Source organism: Nocardia sp. CA-135398 (assembly GCF_050955845.1).
Taxonomy (GTDB): domain Bacteria; phylum Actinomycetota; class Actinomycetes; order Mycobacteriales; family Mycobacteriaceae; genus Nocardia.
In genome coordinates this window covers 3,570,232-3,588,584 of sequence record NZ_CP192084.1, presented here as the reverse complement: position 1 = coordinate 3,588,584, position 18,353 = coordinate 3,570,232, and the positions used below count along the sequence as shown (strand labels likewise).

19 protein-coding genes are annotated in these 18,353 nt (G+C 66.4%); 9 read left to right on the top strand and 10 right to left on the bottom strand.

The genetic code is table 11. From position 1 onward, the window contains the following. Window positions 1-30: 30 nt before the first annotated feature. Window positions 31-420 carry a DUF2784 domain-containing protein gene (locus ACQP1T_RS15930; RefSeq protein WP_433761070.1) on the top strand — a complete coding sequence of 130 codons (390 nt, stop codon included), beginning with the start codon at window positions 31-33 and terminating at the stop codon, window positions 418-420. Here the strand turns inward: ACQP1T_RS15930 and ACQP1T_RS15925 are convergent. Continuing rightward, on the bottom strand, window positions 360-1,136 hold the full coding sequence (locus ACQP1T_RS15925) for a thioesterase II family protein (protein WP_433761068.1): 777 nt from the start codon (window positions 1,134-1,136) through the stop codon (window positions 360-362). The genes ACQP1T_RS15930 and ACQP1T_RS15925 overlap by 61 nt on opposite strands. Window positions 1,137-1,143: 7 nt before the next feature. Continuing rightward, window positions 1,144-2,049 carry a dienelactone hydrolase family protein gene (locus ACQP1T_RS15920; RefSeq protein WP_433761066.1) on the bottom strand — a complete coding sequence of 302 codons (906 nt, stop codon included), beginning with the start codon at window positions 2,047-2,049 and terminating at the stop codon, window positions 1,144-1,146. Window positions 2,050-2,093: 44 nt separating this feature from the next. Between ACQP1T_RS15920 and ACQP1T_RS15915 the strand changes: the two genes are divergently transcribed. Further along, window positions 2,094-3,440, top strand: a complete 1,347-nt coding sequence (locus ACQP1T_RS15915) for a CoA transferase (protein ID WP_433761064.1) — start codon at window positions 2,094-2,096, stop codon at window positions 3,438-3,440. Between the two features lie 27 nt (window positions 3,441-3,467). Here ACQP1T_RS15915 and ACQP1T_RS15910 read toward each other — a convergent pair whose 3' ends face one another. Then, window positions 3,468-4,040, bottom strand: a complete 573-nt coding sequence (locus ACQP1T_RS15910; RefSeq protein WP_433761063.1) for a TetR family transcriptional regulator — start codon at window positions 4,038-4,040, stop codon at window positions 3,468-3,470. 102 nt (window positions 4,041-4,142) lie between these two features. Here ACQP1T_RS15910 and ACQP1T_RS15905 point away from each other — a divergent pair, with 102 nt between their 5' ends. The 3 genes from ACQP1T_RS15905 to ACQP1T_RS15895 are packed head-to-tail and all read left to right on the top strand — an operon-like array spanning window position 4,143 to window position 7,303. Next, window positions 4,143-5,348, top strand: coding sequence for an FAD-dependent monooxygenase (locus ACQP1T_RS15905; protein WP_433761062.1), 1,206 nt, complete (start codon window positions 4,143-4,145; stop codon window positions 5,346-5,348). A gap of 48 nt (window positions 5,349-5,396) precedes the next feature. Beyond that, window positions 5,397-6,425, top strand: coding sequence for a nucleoside hydrolase (locus ACQP1T_RS15900; RefSeq protein WP_433762222.1), 1,029 nt, complete (start codon window positions 5,397-5,399; stop codon window positions 6,423-6,425). Next, window positions 6,422-7,303: an amidohydrolase family protein gene (locus ACQP1T_RS15895; protein WP_433761060.1), complete on the top strand. Its 882-nt coding sequence runs from the start codon at window positions 6,422-6,424 to the stop codon at window positions 7,301-7,303. Before ACQP1T_RS15900 ends, ACQP1T_RS15895 begins: the two co-directional genes overlap by 4 nt. A 26-nt stretch (window positions 7,304-7,329) precedes the next feature. On the opposite strand, the gene meaB is transcribed toward ACQP1T_RS15895, so the two are convergent. From meaB to ACQP1T_RS15880, 3 genes are read right to left on the bottom strand one after another with little or no spacing between them, the layout of a single operon-like run. Beyond that, window positions 7,330-8,373, bottom strand: coding sequence for a methylmalonyl Co-A mutase-associated GTPase MeaB (meaB, locus tag ACQP1T_RS15890; RefSeq protein ID WP_433761058.1), 1,044 nt, complete (start codon window positions 8,371-8,373; stop codon window positions 7,330-7,332). Beyond that, the gene (gene scpA, locus ACQP1T_RS15885) at window positions 8,370-10,670 is read right to left on the bottom strand and encodes a methylmalonyl-CoA mutase (RefSeq protein WP_433761057.1); all 2,301 of its coding nucleotides are present in this window, start codon (window positions 10,668-10,670) and stop codon (window positions 8,370-8,372) included. The genes meaB and scpA overlap by 4 nt, the downstream gene beginning before the upstream one ends. Next, window positions 10,670-12,517, bottom strand: coding sequence for a methylmalonyl-CoA mutase family protein (locus ACQP1T_RS15880; protein ID WP_433761056.1), 1,848 nt, complete (start codon window positions 12,515-12,517; stop codon window positions 10,670-10,672). The genes scpA and ACQP1T_RS15880 overlap by 1 nt, the downstream gene beginning before the upstream one ends. Before the next feature lie 175 nt (window positions 12,518-12,692). Here ACQP1T_RS15880 and ACQP1T_RS15875 point away from each other — a divergent pair, with 175 nt between their 5' ends. After that, window positions 12,693-13,376 (top strand): TVP38/TMEM64 family protein, encoded by a 684-nt coding sequence (locus ACQP1T_RS15875; protein ID WP_433761054.1) that lies wholly within the window; start codon window positions 12,693-12,695, stop codon window positions 13,374-13,376. Window positions 13,377-13,600: 224 nt separating this feature from the next. On the opposite strand, the gene ACQP1T_RS15870 is transcribed toward ACQP1T_RS15875, so the two are convergent. The 3 genes from ACQP1T_RS15870 to ACQP1T_RS15860 form a co-directional block, all read right to left on the bottom strand. Continuing rightward, window positions 13,601-14,503 carry a S1C family serine protease gene (locus ACQP1T_RS15870; protein WP_433762220.1) on the bottom strand — a complete coding sequence of 301 codons (903 nt, stop codon included), beginning with the start codon at window positions 14,501-14,503 and terminating at the stop codon, window positions 13,601-13,603. 252 nt (window positions 14,504-14,755) lie between these two features. After that, entirely contained in the window at window positions 14,756-15,121 is a 366-nt protein-coding gene (locus ACQP1T_RS15865; RefSeq protein WP_433761053.1) for a nuclear transport factor 2 family protein, read from the bottom strand. Between the two features lie 110 nt (window positions 15,122-15,231). Further along, window positions 15,232-15,624, bottom strand: coding sequence for a hypothetical protein (locus ACQP1T_RS15860; protein ID WP_433761052.1), 393 nt, complete (start codon window positions 15,622-15,624; stop codon window positions 15,232-15,234). 164 nt (window positions 15,625-15,788) lie between these two features. Here ACQP1T_RS15860 and ACQP1T_RS15855 point away from each other — a divergent pair, with 164 nt between their 5' ends. The 3 genes from ACQP1T_RS15855 to ACQP1T_RS15845 are packed head-to-tail and all read left to right on the top strand — an operon-like array spanning window position 15,789 to window position 17,492. After that, on the top strand, window positions 15,789-16,106 hold the full coding sequence (locus ACQP1T_RS15855; RefSeq protein WP_062989663.1) for a hypothetical protein: 318 nt from the start codon (window positions 15,789-15,791) through the stop codon (window positions 16,104-16,106). 4 nt (window positions 16,107-16,110) lie between these two features. Beyond that, complete coding sequence (locus tag ACQP1T_RS15850; RefSeq protein WP_433761051.1) at window positions 16,111-16,656, top strand: DUF6879 family protein; 546 nt, start codon at window positions 16,111-16,113, stop codon at window positions 16,654-16,656. After that, on the top strand, window positions 16,653-17,492 hold the full coding sequence (locus ACQP1T_RS15845; RefSeq protein ID WP_433761050.1) for a helix-turn-helix domain-containing protein: 840 nt from the start codon (window positions 16,653-16,655) through the stop codon (window positions 17,490-17,492). Before ACQP1T_RS15850 ends, ACQP1T_RS15845 begins: the two co-directional genes overlap by 4 nt. Here the strand turns inward: ACQP1T_RS15845 and ACQP1T_RS15840 are convergent, their stop codons facing one another. Then, on the bottom strand, window positions 17,493-18,296 hold the full coding sequence (locus tag ACQP1T_RS15840) for an LLM class flavin-dependent oxidoreductase (RefSeq protein WP_433761048.1): 804 nt from the start codon (window positions 18,294-18,296) through the stop codon (window positions 17,493-17,495). Window positions 18,297-18,353: the final 57 nt, after the last annotated feature.

The window sequence follows — 18,353 nt, the reverse complement described above, 5'->3', positions numbered from 1 at the left end:
GGCGCACACGCCTAGCGCTACGCTGGGCATATGGTGTATCGGCTGCTGGCCGATGCCACCGCCGCGGTGCATTTCGTATTCGTGGCGTATGTGGTGGTCGGTGGGTTCCTGGCGTGGCGGTGGCCGCGCACCATCTGGCTGCATCTGATCGCGTTCGGGTGGGGATTCAGTACGGTGCTGGTCGGATTCGATTGTCCGCTTACGTATTTGGAGAATTGGGCGCGGCATCGGGCGGGAGTGGCCGGGCTGCCCCCGAGCGGGTTCATCGACCACTATCTGACCGGAGTGATCTATCCGGAGAGTGCGTTGGGGTTGGTGCGCGGGCTGGTCGCGGTGTGCGTGGCGGTGTCGTGGGTGGGCTATGCGTGGAGAGTGCGGGCGATGAGGTCGGCGACCTCGGAAACCTTGTCATCCAGGTAGAAGTGACCGCCGGGAAAGATCGCGTGGTCGAAAGAACCGGTGGTGTGCTCGCGCCATTGCTCGGCCTGCTCCGGCGTCATTGTCGGATCCTCGGTACTGACCAGGGCCGAAACAGCGCACGACAGTGGGGCGCCCTGGCGGTAGCGGTAGGTCTCGATGGCCTGGTAGTCGCTGCGTACCGCGGGCAGCACCAGTTCGGCGAGACTCGGTTCGTCACGCAGGATCCGGATGGACGCGGGATCGGTTGCCAGCCGCTCCAGATCACCGATCAGATCGTCATCCGAGCCGAGATGCAGGCGGCCCGTCTCGACGAAGGTCGGTGCGGGACGGCCGGATACGAACAGCACGGTGAGCGGTTGCCCTTTGCGTTCCAGGCGGCGCGCGGTTTCGAAGGCCACGGTCGCGCCCATGCTGTGACCGAACAGTGAAAGTTGTTCCACCGGACCCTGATTCAGCAGCTCGTCCACGATCCGATCGACGAGGGTGTCCATATCGCCGATGGTGGGCTCCCCGAGCCGATCCTGCCGACCCGGATATTGCACGGCGGCGACGGCAATGCCGTTGTCGAACCGTTCGGCCAGTGCCCGATATGCCGTGACCGCTCCCCCACCGGGCGGGAAACACAGCAGTTGATGGCCGGGCGCGGGATGTGCGCGCAACACCCGCAGCCAGTCCGTCGCGGCAATGGCCTTGCCCACCTCTGCCTCCTTCACCATCGAAAGTTCACCCGAGATATGTCCCGTACCAATCCAGAACCCGCTGCCATGCCTCGGCGGCGGCGGTCGGGTTGTAGCGAGGTCCGGTGTCGTTGAAGAAGGCGTGGTCCGCATTGGGTGCGACGTAGATCTCGTGGGTGAGCTCTGCCCGGTCCAGCGCCGCCTCCGCGGTGGGGCGCGAGGCGATCACCCGCTCGTCCTTGGCGGCGTAGATCCCGAGCACCGCCGCCTTCGCGCCGGACAGATCCCCGTTCTCCGGGAAGGGCCCGTAAAACGGTGTCGCCGCAGCGAGTTCCGGCGTACCCGAGGCCAGCAGCAACCAGACCAGACCGCCGCCGAAGCAGAAGCCGGTGGCGCCGATCTTCTTTCCCGGCACCCGGCGTTCCAGCTCGGCGATTCCGGCCCGCAGATCGCCGATGAACTGGTCCGGCGCGATCTTGCCGAGTTCGGCGGTGGCCGCCGCAGGATCGGTGAAGGCGGCCGTACCGCCGAGTTCGGACAGCAGGTCAACGGCGAGTGCGGAGTATCCGGCGCCCGCGAAACGTCCTGTCACCGAACGGATATGGTCGGTGAGCCCCTTGTTCTCATGGATGACGAGCACGCCGCCGCGCGGCTGTGGCGCGGCCGCCCATGCGGCTTGTAGCGGGCGACCGCCCGGTCCGGGAAAGGTGATCGCGGTGGCCGCGACCGCGCCGCTGGTACCCGGCGGGGCGGACGACGCGCCGGGTTTCGAGCCCGTCGACGCGGTATTCGCCTGGTCGCCGCTACTGGAGCAGGCGGCGAGCAATGCGACCGCCGCGCTGGCGCCGACGCCGAGCATTCCTAGTCGGCGCAGTGCTTCCCGGCGGCCGATCAATCCGTCGGCATGGTCGGTGGCAATCTCTTCGGCGATATAACGCTGCAGCGGCGTCATGGCCCCGACCCTACTACTGCGGCACAACAACTACTCTCGATCTCGTGATTGCGCACGAACAGCTGGTCCGCGACTACGAGGCCGGAATCGGTGTACCAGCCTCCGGTACCGTCCCTGCCGACGATCCGGGCAGCTGTTTGGCTGCGGCGCTGCCGGTTTGGGCGCTGGCCGCCGGATCGGTGGCCGCGGTGACGGCGGCGGCCAATCGAATCCGCGACGCACACCACCTCAATCCGGTACTGCACCGGCTTGATCCGATCCGGATCACCGCCGCCTTCTGCAGTGAACGCCTGCTGCGCGTGGGCGGAGCGCCCGCAAAGATATTCGCCGATCTGTCCGGATTCTTTCCCACCTTCGACGGCTGGGTCCGCACCCACGCCAACTATCCGCATCATCGCGCGCGATTGCTCGCATCGCTCGGACTGCCCGACGACGCCCCGGTCGATCTGGCGATCGCGCAGATGGCGATGAGCCGGGCCAGCGATATCGAGGAACATGCGGCCGCGCACGGCGCCATCGCGGTCCAGGTGCGTTCCGAGCAGGAGTGGGCGCAGAGCCCGCAGGGCGAGGCCGCCGCATCGGGTCCGCTGGTGGCGATCGATACCAGGATCGACCGGGGCGAGCTCGGCCTGCCGATCGGCGCATCGCCATTGCAGCCGTTGCGCGGGGTCCGGGTACTCGATCTCACCCGGGTGATCGCCGGACCCGTCGCGACCAGGACCCTGGCGCTGCTCGGTGCCGAGGTGATGCGGATCGATCCGCCGCACCTACCCGAGATTACGTGGCAGTACCACGACACCTGCCAGGGCAAGCGCTCCACGCTGCTCGATCTGCACCGGCAACTGCCGCTGGTAAACGAGCTGCTCGCCGCCGCCGATGTGCTGATCACCGGATATCGACCGGGCGCGCTGGAAAACGCCGGGCTCACCGCCGCCCGTCGTCCCGGCCTCGTGCACGGTCGGATTTCGGCATGGGGCGAATCCGGCCCGTGGGGTCGGCGGCGCGGTTTCGACAGCATCGTGCAGGCGGCCGCGGGCATTTCGATCGTCGAGGGCGCACCTGCGGTGCCCGGGACGCTGCCCGCGCAGGCCCTCGACCACGCCTCCGGCTATCTGCTCGCGGCCGGGGTGATCGACGCGTTGGTCGCCCGCGCACATGACGGCATCGGCCGCGATGTCCGAGTCGCGTTGGCGCGCACCGCATCCTGGCTTCTCAGCGCGCCCGGCCGTTCGCCGCGTCATCCGCAGGCCGCGCCGCCGAGTCCGATGGCGGCGGTCACTCACGGCAATGTCACCACCGCGGCGCCGGTGCTCGCCGAATATCCGGATTACGCGTGGCCCGCACCGAGGTACGGCGCGGATCGGCCGGTGTGGCCGCTGCACACCCGATAGAACTCGGGGCGGCTGGCACCGATCGATTCAGGACTCACCGGCCAGGGCGGCGATGGCCTTGGCCAGTCGCGCGCCGTCTGGCAGGTTCCCGCCGTGGGTGATCGTCCACAGGATGCCGAGGCCCTGGGTCAGTACGAAGTACAGTTCCGCGATCGCCTGCGCGGTGTCCGCATCCAGATCCGGACGGGAGTCCCGTAGCGCTCGAGCGATGTCCTCGTATGCGCCGTTGAGGCTTTCGTCCATGAACGTCCGGGATTCCGGCGTCCGCGCGACGCGGACCAGATTCTCCAGACTGGCCAGCATGCCCTCCCGGTTGTCCTCGAAGACCTGCGGCATCGCGTTCCACATCTCTGTGAACGCCTCCAGCGGCGGCTGCCCGCTGCCCGCGCGGACCAGCGCTTCCATCCGGTCGCCGATATCGGTGCCGAGCGCCTCCGCGAGCGCCTCGGTGATCAGCCGATCCTTCGAACCGAAGTGGTAGCCGATCGCGGCCAGGCTGACGCCCGCGGCCGCCGCGATATCGCGCGCGGTCGTCTTCGCCACGCCACGTTCGATGATGGCCTTACGCGCTCCCGCCAATAGATCTTCTCGGTTTCCCATGACCTCAGCTTACACATCGCTCAGACATTTGTACTAGACATACGTGCCAACGCCGTGTTAGACATTCGTCTGACACATCCGTTCGGAAGATTGGCCCACGTCATGAGCACCAACTCCCTCCACATCCTGATCAGCGGCGGCGGCATCGCGGGCAATGCGCTCGCGCTGCAATTGCTGCGGGCAGGCATCCGAACCACCGTCGTCGAGCGCGCTCCGAAGCCACGCCCCGGCGGACAGGCTGTGGATCTGCGCGGTCCGAGCCGGGAGATCGCCGAGCGGATGGGCCTCATGCCGGGCATCCGCAAGTACCAGCTCGACGAGCGCGGCATGGCATACGTCGACGCGAATGGTCGCGAGTTCGCCCGGATGCCCGCGGAGATGTTCGACGGCAAGGGGCCGGTGGCCGAAATCGAAATCACCCGAGGTGATTTGAATCAGGTCCTGCTCACCGAACTGGCCAGCACGGCGGGTGAGCTCGATTATCGCTACGGCGAATGGATCGCGGCGCTGCGCCAGGACACCACCGGTGTCGAGGTCGACTTCGGGTCAGGGCGCACCGAGCGTTTCGATCTGGTCGTCGGCGCGGATGGTGTGCACTCGGCGACCCGGCAGCTGGCCTTCGGACCGGAGGAGCAGTTCGTCACCTATCTCGGCGGCTACATGTCCTTCTTCACTATCCCGACCCCGGCTGGAACCGAGCCGGGCTGGTTCAAGATGCATATGGTGCCCAGCGCCGCGGTCGCGATTCGACCGGATGCCGATCCGGCCACTTCGAAGGCGATCATCACATTGCGCACCGAGGCCGATCCGGCGCTGCGCCGCGACGTGGCCGCGCAACAGCGGCTCATCCACGACATGCTGGCCGAGGCCGGATGGGAGACCCCGGCCGTACTCGACGCGATGGCCACGACCCCGGACTTCTATTTCGACATGCTGGCCCGCGTCGATATGCCGTCGCTGTCGACCGGCCGGGTCACGCTGCTCGGCGACTCCGGCTTCTGCGGCTCCCCGATGACCGGAATGGGCACGGCCATGGCGATCGTCGGCGCCTACGTCTTGGCCGGTGAAATCGCCTCCGCCCCCGATGATCTCGCGACCGCATTGATCCGTTACGAGGAGCTCGTCACTCCGTTCCTGGACAAGGCCAAGGAGCTGCCCGGTGGCGGTATCAAGATGATGCTGCCCACCTCCCGCCTCGGCGCGCGGATGGCGCGCACGAGCATGAAGGTCATGACCTCGCGGCTGATGCGTCCGGTCATGCTGCGGATGATGTCGAATACCGACGACTACGTGCTGCCCACCTACTGAGCAGCCGGGTCCGCTCGCTACGCTCGACTGGTGCGGCAGAAGATCGTCATGGACGTCGATACCGGGATCGATGACTCACTCGCGCTGCTCTACCTGCTCGCCTCCCCGGAGGCCGAGATCGTGGGAATCGCCGCCACCGCGGGCAATGTGCCCGCACCACAGGTGGCGGCGAACAACCTCGCCTGGCTGGATGTGTGCCGAGCACCCGATATCGAGGTCGCGCTTGGGGCCGCGGAACCGCTCGCGATCCCGCTGCGCACCACCGAGGACACTCATGGGCCGCAGGGAGTCGGTTATGCGGAACTTCCGCAATCCGCTCGGCCGATCTCGGCCCGGTCGGCGGCCGAGATGTGGGTCGACCTGGTGCGTGGGGCGCCCGGCGAGATCATCGGACTCTGCACGGGACCGCTGACGAATCTGGCGCTCGCTCTTCGCCTCGAACCACGGCTGCCACTGCTGCTGCGACGGCTGGTGATCATGGGCGGAGCCTTCCATCACCCCGGCAACACCACCCCGACCAATGAGTGGAATGTGCACGTGGATCCGGAGGCGGCCAAGGAGGTCTTCGACGCCTTCTCCGCCGCACCCGCCGATCGGCGGCCCATCGTGTGCGCGCTCGATATCACCGAGACGATCGAGATGCGGCCCAAGCATGTGGCTCAACTCGCCGAACGCGCGGGCAGTCTGCCCGTTGAGCTGGTTTCGGAGACCGACCCACCGGAGGCCAGATCGGCGACGAGTAATCCGATCGTGCGGTACTTCACCGATGCGGTCCGGTTCTACTTCGATTTCCACAAGCTCTACGACCAGGGCTATCTCGCGCATATGCACGATCCGTTCGCGGCGGCGGTCGCGCTGGATCCCGCGCTCGCCGTTACTCGCCCGGCCACCGTCGATGTCGAACTCCTCGGAGCCATCACCCGTGCCACAACGGTGGCGGACTGGGTGGGTATGTGGGGCCGAGAACCCAACGCCGACATCGTGGTCGGCACCGACCCGGCGGTGTTCTTCGAGCGATTGATCACCAGGGTCGGTGACTTCGCCCGGTCGGTCTATCCGCAGGAGGCTGCTCGATGATCGGCGACGATAATACCTATCTGACCAATTTCCGCACCCGGCTCGAACTGCCCGGAATCATCGATGTCCATACCCATTTCATGCCGGAGCAGGTCATGGCCAAGGTGTGGGCGTACTTCGATTCGGCCGGCCCGCTGGTCGGCCGGGAGTGGCCGATCGCCTACCGCGATGATGAGCAGGTCCGGTTGAAGACGTTGCGCGACTTCGGTGTTCGCGCATTCACCTCGCTGGTGTATCCGCATAAGCCGGATATGGCGGCGTGGCTCAACGAATGGAGCGCCGACTTCGCCGAACGTACCCCGGACTGCCTGCACACGGCGACGTTCTATCCCGAGCATTACGCCGACAGTTATGTGGAGGCGGCCATCGAGCGCGGTGCCCGGGTGTTCAAGGTCCATGTGCAGGTCGGCGACTTCCATCCCGGTGATCCGCTGCTGAATCCGGTGTGGGGCATGCTCGAGGACGCCGGGATACCGGTGCTGATCCACTGCGGCTCCGGGCCTGCGCCCGGCGAGTACACCGGACCGGAGCCCATTGCCGGTCTGCTGCAACGCTATCCGCGCCTGCGGCTGATCATCGCGCATATGGGCACACCCGAGTACTCCGAATTCCTGGATCTGGCAGAGGAATACCCGGGTGTGCACCTGGACACGACGATGGTGTGGACCGATTTCACCGAGGCCACCGCACCCTTTCCGACCGCCGAGCACGGCAGGCTGCGCGCTTTGAGCGACCGAATTCTATTCGGTAGCGATTTTCCGAATATCCCTTACTCCTACGGACATTCGATCTTCGCGCTGGAACGCTTGGAGCTGGGTGATTCCTGGCTGCGGCAGGTCTGCTATCGAAATGCCGCGCGGCTCTTCGCAATTACATAACGCACCGGAGCCGAGTTGCCACGACCTCAGCTGTCGAAGGCGTCGAGAAGCTGTTCGGCGGCAAGTGCGGCGGTCAATGTGCCCTCGCGCACCTGCTTTTCCACTTGTGCGCGAATGGCTTTGACGTTCGGGTTCTCCGCGAGGCGGCGCAGCAGTTGGTCGTGCACCATGGTCCAGGTCCAGTCGACCTGTTGGCGGCGGCGCTTTTCGGCGAATTCACCCGCCTCGGTGAGCACCCGGCGGTGTTCGAGGACGGTATTCCAGAACTTCTCCAGCCCATGGCCTTCGAGGCCGCTCATGGTGAGCACCGGCGGGCGCCAGAGCGCGTCGTGCGGATGGATGAGGCGTAGCGCCCCGGCCAATTCGCGGGCCGCGGCCTTGGCCTCGATCTCGTGCTTGCCGTCGGCCTTGTTCACCGCGACCAGGTCCGCGAGTTCCAGGACGCCCTTCTTGATGCCCTGCAACTGATCTCCGGTGCGGGCCAGGGTCAGGAAACAGAACACGTCGACCATATTCGCCACCGTCACCTCGGACTGGCCGACGCCGACGGTCTCCACCAGGATCACGTCGTAGCCCGCGGCCTCCAACAGCACGATGGTCTCGCGGGTCGCCTTGGCTACTCCACCGAGAGTGCCCGCGGTCGGCGAGGGACGGATATAGGCGTTGCGCTCCAATGACAGTCGCGCCATGCGGGTCTTGTCACCCAGGATGGAGCCGCCGGTGCGGGTGGAGGACGGGTCGACGGCCAGCACCGCGACCCGATGCCCCTTGCCGATCAGATCCATGCCGAGCGCATCGATGAACGTCGACTTGCCGACGCCGGGAACACCGGTGATACCGACACGATTCGAGGTGACCGTATCGGTGGGCGGGGTCAATTTCAACAGCAGTTGCTGCGCCAGCTCCCGATGGTCGGCCCTGGTCGACTCGACCAGGGTGATGGCCCGCGCCAAGGCGGCCCGCTCCTGGGAGCGAACCGCCTGCGCGAGTGCGTCCACATCGATGACGCGCTTGGCACCCGCCGCCCGACCACCACCGCTGCTCGAATCGTCGCGCGATGCTCGATTCATTCGCCGCTGCCGCCGCCGATCTCGTGACCGAGTTCGCCCGCCAACTTCTTCAGCAGATCGATTGCCGCATCGGCGATCACGGTGCCGGGCGGGAAGATCGCCGCCGCACCCGCCGCATACAGCTCCTCGAAGTCACCGGGCGGGATGACGCCGCCGACGATGACCATGATGTCGGGTCGCCCGACATCGGCCAGTGCCTGCCGCAGCGCGGGCACCAGCGTGAGGTGGCCCGCCGCCAGCGAGGACACACCGACGACGTGCACGTCGTTATCGGCCGCCTGCTGCGCCACCTCTTCCGGGGTCTGGAACAGCGGGCCCACATCGACGTCGAAGCCGAGGTCGGCGAAGGCCGTGGCGATCACCTTCTGACCTCGGTCGTGTCCGTCCTGGCCCATCTTGGCGACGAGGATGCGCGGGCGCCGACCCTCCGCCTCGGCGAATTCCTCGACGAGTTCGCTCGCCTTGCTGATATTGGTCACCTTTCCGGCCTCGTCGCGGTACACACCGGAGAGCGTACGGATCTCGGCCTGGTGGCGGCCGTATACCTTTTCCAGCGCATCGGAGATCTCACCGACGGTGGCCTTGGCGCGGGCGGCGTCGATGGCCAGTGCCAGCAGGTTGTTCTCCATGCCGCCCTCCGAAGAGGCCGCCGCCCGGGTCAATTCGGCCAATGCCCGTTCCACCTCAGCCGAATCGCGTTCGGCGCGAAGCCGGTTCAGCTTCTCGATCTGCTCGGCGCGCACCCGGGAATTCTCGACCTTGAGGACCTCGACCTGCTGATCCTCTTCGACCTGGTACTTGTTCACGCCGATCACCGGCTGCTGACCGGTATCGATGCGGGCCTGTGTGCGGGCGGCGGCCTCCTCGATGCGCAGCTTCGGGATGCCCTCGCCGATCGCCTGTGCCATACCGCCGTGCGCCTCGACCTCGGCGATATGCGCGCGAGCGCGGTTGGCCAGCTGATGGGTGAGCCATTCCACGTAGTATGAACCGCCCCATGGGTCGATCGGCCGCGTGGTGTTGGACTCCTGCTGGATCAGCAGCTGGGTATTGCGGGCGATGCGGGCGGAGAAGTCCGTCGGCAGGGCCAGTGCCTCGTCGAGGGCGTTGGTGTGCAGCGACTGGGTGTGCCCCTGGGTCGCGGCCATCGCCTCGATGCAGGTGCGCGCCACATTGTTGTAGGCGTCCTGCGCGGTCAGCGACCAACCCGAGGTCTGCGAATGCGTCCGCAGCGATAGCGATTTCGCGCTCTTGGGCTCGAACTTCGCCACCAGCTCGCTCCAGAGCAGCCGTCCCGCACGGAGTTTGGCGACCTCCATGAAGAAGTTCATGCCGATGGCCCAGAAAAACGACAGGCGCGGCGCGAACTTGTCGACCTCCATGCCCGCGGCGATACCCGCGCGGATGTACTCGACACCGTCGGCGAGGGTGTAGGCCAACTCCAGGTCGGCGGTGGCTCCGGCCTCCTGGATGTGGTAGCCGGAGATGGAGATCGAGTTGAACTTCGGCATCTTCGCGCTGGTGTAGGCGAAGATATCGGAGATGATCCGCATCGAGGGCTTGGGCGGGTAGATGTAGGTATTGCGGACCATGAACTCCTTCAGAATGTCGTTCTGAATGGTTCCGGCCAGCTGTTCCGGTGCGACGCCCTGCTCCTCGGCCGCGACCACGTACAGCGCCAGGATCGGCAGCACCGCGCCGTTCATGGTCATCGACACCGAGACCTGATCCAGCGGAATGTGATCGAAGAGCTGACGCATGTCGAGGATGGAATCGATGGCCACACCGGCCATTCCGACATCCCCCTGGACGCGCGGGTGATCGGAGTCGTAGCCGCGGTGCGTGGCCAGATCGAAGGCGACCGAAAGACCCTTCTGTCCCGCCTGCAGATTGCGCCGGTAGAAGGCATTCGAATCCGCGGCGGTGGAGAAGCCCGCGTACTGGCGGATGGTCCACGGCTGGTTCACATACATCGTCGGGTACGGACCGCGCAGGAACGGAGCGATGCCCGGCACGCTGTCCAGCGGATACCCTTCGGCCGCAATCGCATCGCGATCGGCCTTGGTGAAAACCGGTGGCACGTCGATACCCTCGGGCGTCGACCACACCAACTGTTCGGGCGTGTAGTTGTTCGCCTCGGCGGCGGCCCGCACGTAGGCCTCGACCTGTGCGGAGTCGACGTCGGCGGGTTCAGCCGGACGTTCGGACAGCGGCACCTCGGCGAAACTGCCGATCCGGTGTTCGATACCGCCGGGCTCGTCGATTTCGCCCGGCTTGTCGATATGACTCAATGTCATCAGGCTCCCACCTTCTCCAGCAGGTCGGACAGTGCGGCCACCGCATCGATGCGGGCCGCGAGATAACCGTCGGGGCGCTGTGTGGCGGTCAGGTCGGCGACGGTCTTTTCCGCACCGGCCAGCAGCACCGTCTCGATTCCGGCGGCACGCAACTGCTCGACCGCCGGGCCCGCCTGCTCGGCGTAACGCTTGTCCGAACCACATAATACGGCGATCGCGGCACCGGATTCGGTTGCCGCCGTGCCGATTCCGGCCACTTCCAGTGGACCGGGGTTGATCGATTCGATACCGCCGGAGGCCAACAGGTTCGCGATGAAGGTGACCCGAACATTGTGTTCGGCCACCGTGCCGAGCGGCACCAGCAGCGCACGCGGTCGCGCACCGTTGGCCGCGAAGTAGGCATCCGAGCGGTTGCGCAGCGCCTCGAAGGCGGCGCCGTAGCGAACCACCTGTCCGGGCTGACGGGCGGCCTCGGACAGCGGCTGTTCGGCCAGGTTCGGGAATTCGTTGACACCGGTGACCGCCGTCTTGCGGTGTGCCACATCGGCATCCCGGGCCGACCGGGTCGCGGCGATCCGCTCGGCGAGCAGGCCGGAGTCCAGGGCGGCGAGATAACCGCCCCCGGCCTCGAGCTCCTGCATGAACTCCCACGCCTTGGCGGCGAGTGCGGCGGTGAGATCCTCGACGTACCAGGAACCGGCGCCCGGATCCTGCACATGACCCAGATGCGACTCCTCGAGCAGCAGCAGCTGGGTATTGCGAGCCATACGGTCGGCAAATGACTTCGAGACGCCGAGTTCGCCGGGCGGCAGCGCGGAATCGAAGGGCAGCACCGTAACCGTGTCCGCTCCACCGACTCCCGCACCGAAGGCCGCGAGGGTGGTACGGAGCATATTCACCCACGGGTCGCGCTGGGTCATCATCGCCGCGGAGGTCACCGCGTGCTGCGGCGCGTCACCGAACGCGGGGGCGCCGCACACATGCGCGACGCGGGCCCAGAGCTGGCGGGCCGCACGGAATTTCGCGATGGTGGCGAACTGGTCGTCGGTCGCGGCGAAGCGGAACTCCAACTGCTCGAAGGCATCCGCGATGTCCTGGCCGTCTTCGGCGAGTGCGCGCAGATAGGCCAGGCCTGCGGCCACCGCCGCTCCGAGTTCCTGTGCGTCCGAGGCGCCCGCATCGTGAAAGGCGGTGCCGTCCACCGTGATCGCGCGCACGGTCTCCGGTCGCTGTACCGCCTGACCGGCCAGAGCGATCGCCTCCGCCAATTCGATATCGGCGGTTCCGGCGAAGCGACTGGTGAGCGGGGCCGCGCCCAGCGCGACTCGAATTTCGGTCCGGTCGGCCACCTGATAATCGTCGAGCTGCGCGAAGACCTGTTGCGCCGCCGCGGAAACCGCGTCACCGGCGGCGAGTGTCAGCGGTGCCAGTTCGAACAGCAGACCCGACAGTGCCGCGGGCAGTTCGGCTACCGGCACACCGCGCTCACCCGCGCCGAGCCACAGCGCACTGATCCCGTTCTCCAGCGCGGCCAGGATCTCCCGATTCGCCGCGGCGCCGTCGGCCGCGCCGATGAAAGCGCTGACATACCAACCGCGGTGGACATCTCTGGTGGCGTCCCGGCCACGGACGAAGGGATATTCGCCCGGCAGCGGCAGTTCGGGCCGTTCATCCCCGCGGGTGTACAGCGGGGCGATGGTCAGACCGTCGTAGGTCTGCTCCTCGAGCAGCTTTTCTGGCTCCTCCGGAAGTTCGGCGACGTCGACCCTGCGGGCCTTCGCCAGTACCCCCGCCACGCCCTTGCGCCATGCGGCGTAATCGGGCACCGGCTCTGAAGCAATCGGCATAGCTGCTGTTCCTCTTCTCCTCGACGCACACCCGCGTGTACGCCCGAAACCATTGCATTCGCCCAGCTCAGCGAGCACATTGGTTAACGACCATTCGTGGCGTTTCCTTCGATGCTAGCGGCAGCTCCGCAGCCGGTTGACCGTGGCCGCCACTACCAACCGGTAACCTGGCGCGGTGCTCAGGCTGATCCGTGACCCACGCATCCTCGCCCTGCTCGTCGGCGGCGCGGCGCTGTTCATCGCGGCCATGCTGGTCCCGCTACCGACACCGCAGCAGATGCAGGACTGGGCCACCTCGGTCGGACCCATCTTCCCGCTGCTGTTCTTCGTGGTCCATGCACTGGTCACGGTGGCTCCGGTCCCGCGGACCGTGCTGACGGTCAGCGCGGGCGTGCTGTTCGGCCCCGCGCTCGGCATCGTGCTGGCCGCCTCCGCGACCACGGTCAGCGCCGCACTCGCAATTCTGCTCGTCCGCGCGCTCGATCGCGATCGAGTGGCCGCCCATCTCACCCATCCGGCGGTCCGCGCTATCGATGCTCGCCTCGAACGCCGCGGCTGGCTCGCGGTCGGCTCGCTGCGGCTGATCGCCTTCGCCCCGTTCTCGGTGATCAATTACTGCTGCGCCCTCTCCTCCATCCGGTTCTGGCCCTATCTCATCGCTACCGTCGTCGGCATCCTCCCGGGGACGATCGGGACCGTCATCCTGGGCGACGCCCTCACCGGAGGTACCCACCCCGGCATGCTCGTAGTCTCCGGGGTGCTCATCGCCATCGGCGTCATCGGTTTGATCGTCGACGCGCGTTGGTCGCGAACCCACCAACCGGACGTCGAATCCGTCTCGGTCGCCGTGGCCGACTGACGCTCCAGCGTGCCCGAGCGATGCCTTGCGTCGATTCCGGTTTGCCGATGCGGGTGGGCGGCTAACCCGGAACAGCAACGACCGCTCGAAGGAGGTGACGAACGATGGTGGTACACGCAGTAGAACCAGGGCCGAATGGCAACAACCACGACAACTGGAATCAAGACCCCCGCGAAGATCTAGCCGACGACGTCATCCGACCGTGGGGCCGCTGACAATCTGAGTCAATCCACCGCCAACTCGATCGGGACGGCGAAGACATCGACCATCGCGCCATTGCGCAATACCGTCACGGGCATCGAGACCCCGATGGCGTCGCCGAAGAGTTGCCGTTGGATGCCTTGGGCGTCGGTCACTTCCGAACGGGCGACGCTGAGTACGAGGTCGCCGCGGCGCAGCCCCGCGTGGTCGGCGGGGCCGCCGCGGACGACTTCGACAATGCGGACACCGGCATGTCGGCCGGTGCGGGCGGCGACGGCCGCGGGCAGTGGGGCCGGAACGCCGACCAGGCCGAGGTAGGCGCGGCGTACGCGGCCGTCTTTCAGCAGGGTGTTGATAATGCGGCGAGTGGTGGCATTGATCGGGATGGCGAGGCCGAGACCGACGCCAGCGACCGCGGTATTGACACCGACCACCCGGCCCGATGAATCCGCGAGCGCGCCACCGGAATTTCCCGGATTCAGGGCCGCATCGGTTTGGATCACATCCTCGATCACTCGACCGGCCCGGCGGGAGGCGACCGGGACGGCTCGCCCCAGCGCGCTCACCACGCCCGCGGTCACCGAGCCCGCCAACCCGAGCGGACTCCCGACCGCCACCACCAATTGGCCGACCACCAGCTTGTCGGCATCGCCGAGCAGCACCGCACCCGGCGCACCGGCACGGGCGCGCAGCACCGCGAGATCGGAGAGCGGATCGATGCCGACCACGTCGATGCGTGATTCCACACCGTCCGCGAACACCACATCGCCGCTGCTCGACGAGCCGACCACATGCGCGTTGGTCAGCAGGAATCCGTCATCGGTGAAGACCACCGCGGATCCGCTCCCCCGCCGGGTTCGCACGCTCGCCACATGCGGGGTGACCGACGCCGCGACGGCGATGACCGAACGGGAATACGCGTCCATCGCCGATTCATCGAGATCGTGTTGCCGTGTGGCGTCCTCCGGACCCGACAACGGGATCGACTCGTCGTCCACGCTGACCACCATCCTGCTCATCAGGCGCGCACTATCTAGGCCGCACTCTCCAGCATCCTCCGCCGCACCGCCCGGTGTGGCGTGTTCGCCACAGGCGCAACCGGATTCATCCGACGTTCACCGATGCCCGCCTATGGCGATGCGATATGGCCCAGAAATCCCATCCCGGTCCTGGATCAGCTACGCCCCCGGTACGCGATCCAGGAAACCGTGCACACCGATGATCCGGCCGTCCTCGGCGAGGGTGATCACATCCGTCCCGGCGACCGGCGCACTCCCGTCGGCCGCAACCAGCTCCCAGGAGAACCGGGCGGTGTCGTGGTGTCCGTCGACCGCACCCAGCTGCCGGAATTCGAAGCCGGGGAACTGCTGGTGCACACCCCCGATGGCGGCGGTGAGTTGCTCGTGCCCGGCGACATCGGCCAGCGGATCGGTGTAGAAACCGTCCTCGCGCCAAGCCTCGGCGACCGCCTTCGCACGCACATCGTCATCGATGGCATTCCATGCCGTGAAGTAGCGCCGCACTGCGTCCTCGTACTGAGACATATCGAATCATCCTCTGCTGGAAGGTATTTCGGTATCCGCCGGCATGTTCCGGCGGATACCTCAACCTTGCCCGCTGCCGATCACGGAGTCGATTACGCGCGAGGTAAGGATCAGCGCGCGAACCACCGCGGCCACTGATGCCCGCGCTCCCACACCGTGTCGCCCGTGACCACGACCAGGTCGCAGATCTCGGTGACCGCGCGCCGCGCCGCCCAGATGTGCTCTCTGCTCGGCACGATGACCGCATGCGCACCAGAGCGCGCGATGGCCGAGAGCAGGCGCGCGACCGGATCGCCATGCGGCCCCACCTTCATCGAGACCAGCTCGTATCCCATCCGAGCCGCGCAGGTGCGGATGGCCCGCACATCGTGATCCACCATCGATCCCGAAATATCCCACCGCACGAACCCGATTGCCCACGGTTTGGTCGCCACCCCGTTGCCAAGTGCCCCCGTTTCGCTTGCCAACCGCCCGACAACCTCCCATATCTCCGACCCGCTCATGTCACCAACCCTGTCTGCCAGCACCCACCGAGAACGGTAGAAAGACGGTCCGGCGCGGCACCATGGTTTTGCGGGGATTTGCGGAAGTTGTTGACCCTAATGACGCTGACCGGTGACGATTAGGCACAGCCAGCGCAATACCCACGCGAGACGAGGCCACTCTCATGCGTATACAACTGCTCGGCGGACCCACCAACAACACCGGCTCGCCCCGGCTCTGGATCGATGAGGATCGACATCTGTATCTCGTGCAGGGATATCGGGTGGCCCATGACGCCAACCGGGTCGAAATACCGCATATGCTGCTCGGCTGGCTGCAGCCAGGCACCTACATCGGCGCTCCGCTGCTCGATTCCGGGCACGGGTCCTTCACCCTCGCCGGACAGCCGATCACCGATCCGGATGCCTTGGCGCACATGCGGATTCCCGATCACGAAACCGCGATCGCGGTCCCGGTCGGGCAGAGTCCGTGGGAATGGTAATGCAATGCTCTTCTTCACTATCGAGGAAACCAACGATCTCATTCGCGAAACCCGCAGCGATGCTTTCCATCTCGAGGTGTCCGATGATCACTCCCAGGTCTCCGACGAGACCGAACCGATGCGCCGCGTGCTCGCGGGCCTACCGCCGTTCGAGGAGGAGTCCTATCCACCGTCGTGGCGGGCCTGGGAGGAGCTCACCAGCGAGGTCGCCGGACGCGGCGTGCCGATCCGGCGCGTGCGGGTGGTCTCGGAGCCGCTCACCGACTACGTTCGATTCCTGCACGCGCTCACCGATCGCAATCAGCGCTACGGCGAGGATATCCGCTGGCTGCCAAGGCATCTCGCCGATCCCTCGGAATACACCGATGACGAATGGTGGCTGCTCGACGAGACGGTCGCCTTTACGATCTTCACCAAGACCGGCGATCTGGCGGGGGCCGCGGTGACCACCGACCCCGTGCTCGTCGCACGCTGCACGACAGTACGAGATAGACTGTGGAACAAAGCAATTCCGCACCACGACTATATGCCCGGCGGGCGGAGTGGATGACCGGTGTCGAGCAGTCCCGGCAAGCCTTCGGGGCACGCTTACGTGAACTGCGCAAGGCCGCACATCTGACCGGTGTGCAGCTCGCCGCCGAGGCGGGCTGGCATTCGGCCAAGGTGTCGCGCATCGAACACGGTAAACAAACGCCGAGCGATAGCGATCTGGCCCAGTGGTGCCGACTGTGCGGCGCCGAACTGCTGCTGCCGGATCTGCGTGCGGCACTGGCGAATATCGAGGCGCTCTGGCAGGAGTGGCGACGCATCGCCGCGACCGGACATGCCCAGCAGCAGCGCCGCCGCATCGAGTTGGAGGCACGCGCCAGCACCATCCGCAATTACGAGAACGCGGTCGTTCCCGGTCTGCTGCAGACCGAGCCCTATGCCAGGGCGATACTCGAATCCTGTATCGACTTCGTGGGCGGTATCGACGATATCGATCGCGCGGTGGCGGCACGGATTGCGCGCCAACGGATTCTGCACCACGGCACCCATCGGATCAGCATCCTGCTGGCCGAGCAGGCGCTCTACACCACTGTCGGCGACAACGAGGTGATGGCCGGTCAGCTCGAACGGCTCATCGATCTGATGCCGTTGCCCAGGCTCGGGCTCGGCATCATTCCGCGCACCGCAGATTTCCTTTACACCACAACATGTTTCGTCTTGCTGGACAAACGCATCGCGGAGGTCGAGACCATCTCGGCAGGTCTCACCATCACCCAGCCGCGGGAACTGGCGTACTACGAGAAGACCTGGGCGGCGCTGCACCGGCAGGCCCGGTACGGCGAAGCCGCCCGAGCCATTATCACCGATGCGCTGAAACTGCGATTGACGCAGCTGTAGTTACAGTGCCGCACGGAGTTTCGCGGCATTCTCGTAATCGCGCTGCCATTCGGGGCCGGTCGGCGCGAGGATGACACGCGCGACACCGGCGTCCCGGTGGGCGGCGAGCAATTCGACGGCGGCCGAATGATCAGTGGGCAGTGCGGGCGCGACCACGGTCACCGCAGGTACGGCCCGATCGAATTGCGCGGCCAGTGCCCGCAATTCGTCGAAGTCGGCGGCCAATTGGTCCAGGTTGGGCTGCAGGGTGATCCAGCCGTCGGCGTATTCGGCCGCCCGCCGCCGCGCCCGAGTCCCATTGCCCGCCACCAGGACCGGCGGCATCACAGATCCGGGCGCCAGCGCCACGTCGACACCGTTGACCGTCACAGTGGAACCGGTGACGAGATCGGGCAATACCCGCAGTGCCTCATCGGTGCGCCGACCGCGATTTTCGAATGTGGTGCCGGCCGCGCGCCAACCGATATCGCCGTGCGCCGGATTCCCGGTGCCGATACCGAGCAGCAACCGATTCCCCGATACGTACTGCAGGGTGCTGATCTGCTTGGCCGCCCAGGCCACCGGGCGCAATGCGAGCAGCATCACGTTGTAGCCGATCCCGATCCGATCGGTGACGGCCGCCGCGGTCGCGAGCGTCACGGTGCTGTCCAGCATGGGGGCGCTGGCCACGAGATGGTCGGTGGACCATACCGATTCGAGGTCGAGTTGCTCGGCGAGACGGGCGGCAGCCCGCACATCGCCGAGGATCGGGTGGGCCGGATCGGGGGTGGAGGTCGGCAGGATCACGCCGATATCGAAGGTCATGAGCACAACATTAGGAACGAATCGTGAGCGTTCCAATGGCTCGATCGCTCATTGTCA

Bases quoted from the DNA above. Each gene is read 5' to 3' on its own strand.
- ACQP1T_RS15930 (WP_433761070.1), top strand. From the start codon at position 31: ATGGTGTATCGGCTGCTGGCCGATGCCACCGCCGCGGTGCATTTCGTA.
- ACQP1T_RS15925 (WP_433761068.1), bottom strand. From the start codon at position 1,136: ATGGTGAAGGAGGCAGAGGTGGGCAAGGCCATTGCCGCGACGGACTGG.
- ACQP1T_RS15920 (WP_433761066.1), bottom strand. From the start codon at position 2,049: ATGACGCCGCTGCAGCGTTATATCGCCGAAGAGATTGCCACCGACCAT.
- ACQP1T_RS15910 (WP_433761063.1), bottom strand. From the start codon at position 4,040: ATGGGAAACCGAGAAGATCTATTGGCGGGAGCGCGTAAGGCCATCATC.
- ACQP1T_RS15905 (WP_433761062.1), top strand. From the start codon at position 4,143: ATGAGCACCAACTCCCTCCACATCCTGATCAGCGGCGGCGGCATCGCG.
- ACQP1T_RS15900 (WP_433762222.1), top strand. From the start codon at position 5,397: ATGGACGTCGATACCGGGATCGATGACTCACTCGCGCTGCTCTACCTG.
- ACQP1T_RS15895 (WP_433761060.1), top strand. From the start codon at position 6,422: ATGATCGGCGACGATAATACCTATCTGACCAATTTCCGCACCCGGCTC.
- meaB (WP_433761058.1), bottom strand. From the start codon at position 8,373: ATGAATCGAGCATCGCGCGACGATTCGAGCAGCGGTGGTGGTCGGGCG.
- scpA (WP_433761057.1), bottom strand. From the start codon at position 10,670: ATGACATTGAGTCATATCGACAAGCCGGGCGAAATCGACGAGCCCGGC.
- ACQP1T_RS15880 (WP_433761056.1), bottom strand. From the start codon at position 12,517: ATGCCGATTGCTTCAGAGCCGGTGCCCGATTACGCCGCATGGCGCAAG.
- ACQP1T_RS15870 (WP_433762220.1), bottom strand. From the start codon at position 14,503: ATGGACGCGTATTCCCGTTCGGTCATCGCCGTCGCGGCGTCGGTCACC.
- ACQP1T_RS15865 (WP_433761053.1), bottom strand. From the start codon at position 15,121: ATGTCTCAGTACGAGGACGCAGTGCGGCGCTACTTCACGGCATGGAAT.
- ACQP1T_RS15860 (WP_433761052.1), bottom strand. From the start codon at position 15,624: ATGAGCGGGTCGGAGATATGGGAGGTTGTCGGGCGGTTGGCAAGCGAA.
- ACQP1T_RS15855 (WP_062989663.1), top strand. From the start codon at position 15,789: ATGCGTATACAACTGCTCGGCGGACCCACCAACAACACCGGCTCGCCC.
- ACQP1T_RS15850 (WP_433761051.1), top strand. From the start codon at position 16,111: ATGCTCTTCTTCACTATCGAGGAAACCAACGATCTCATTCGCGAAACC.
- ACQP1T_RS15845 (WP_433761050.1), top strand. From the start codon at position 16,653: ATGACCGGTGTCGAGCAGTCCCGGCAAGCCTTCGGGGCACGCTTACGT.
- ACQP1T_RS15840 (WP_433761048.1), bottom strand. From the start codon at position 18,296: ATGACCTTCGATATCGGCGTGATCCTGCCGACCTCCACCCCCGATCCG.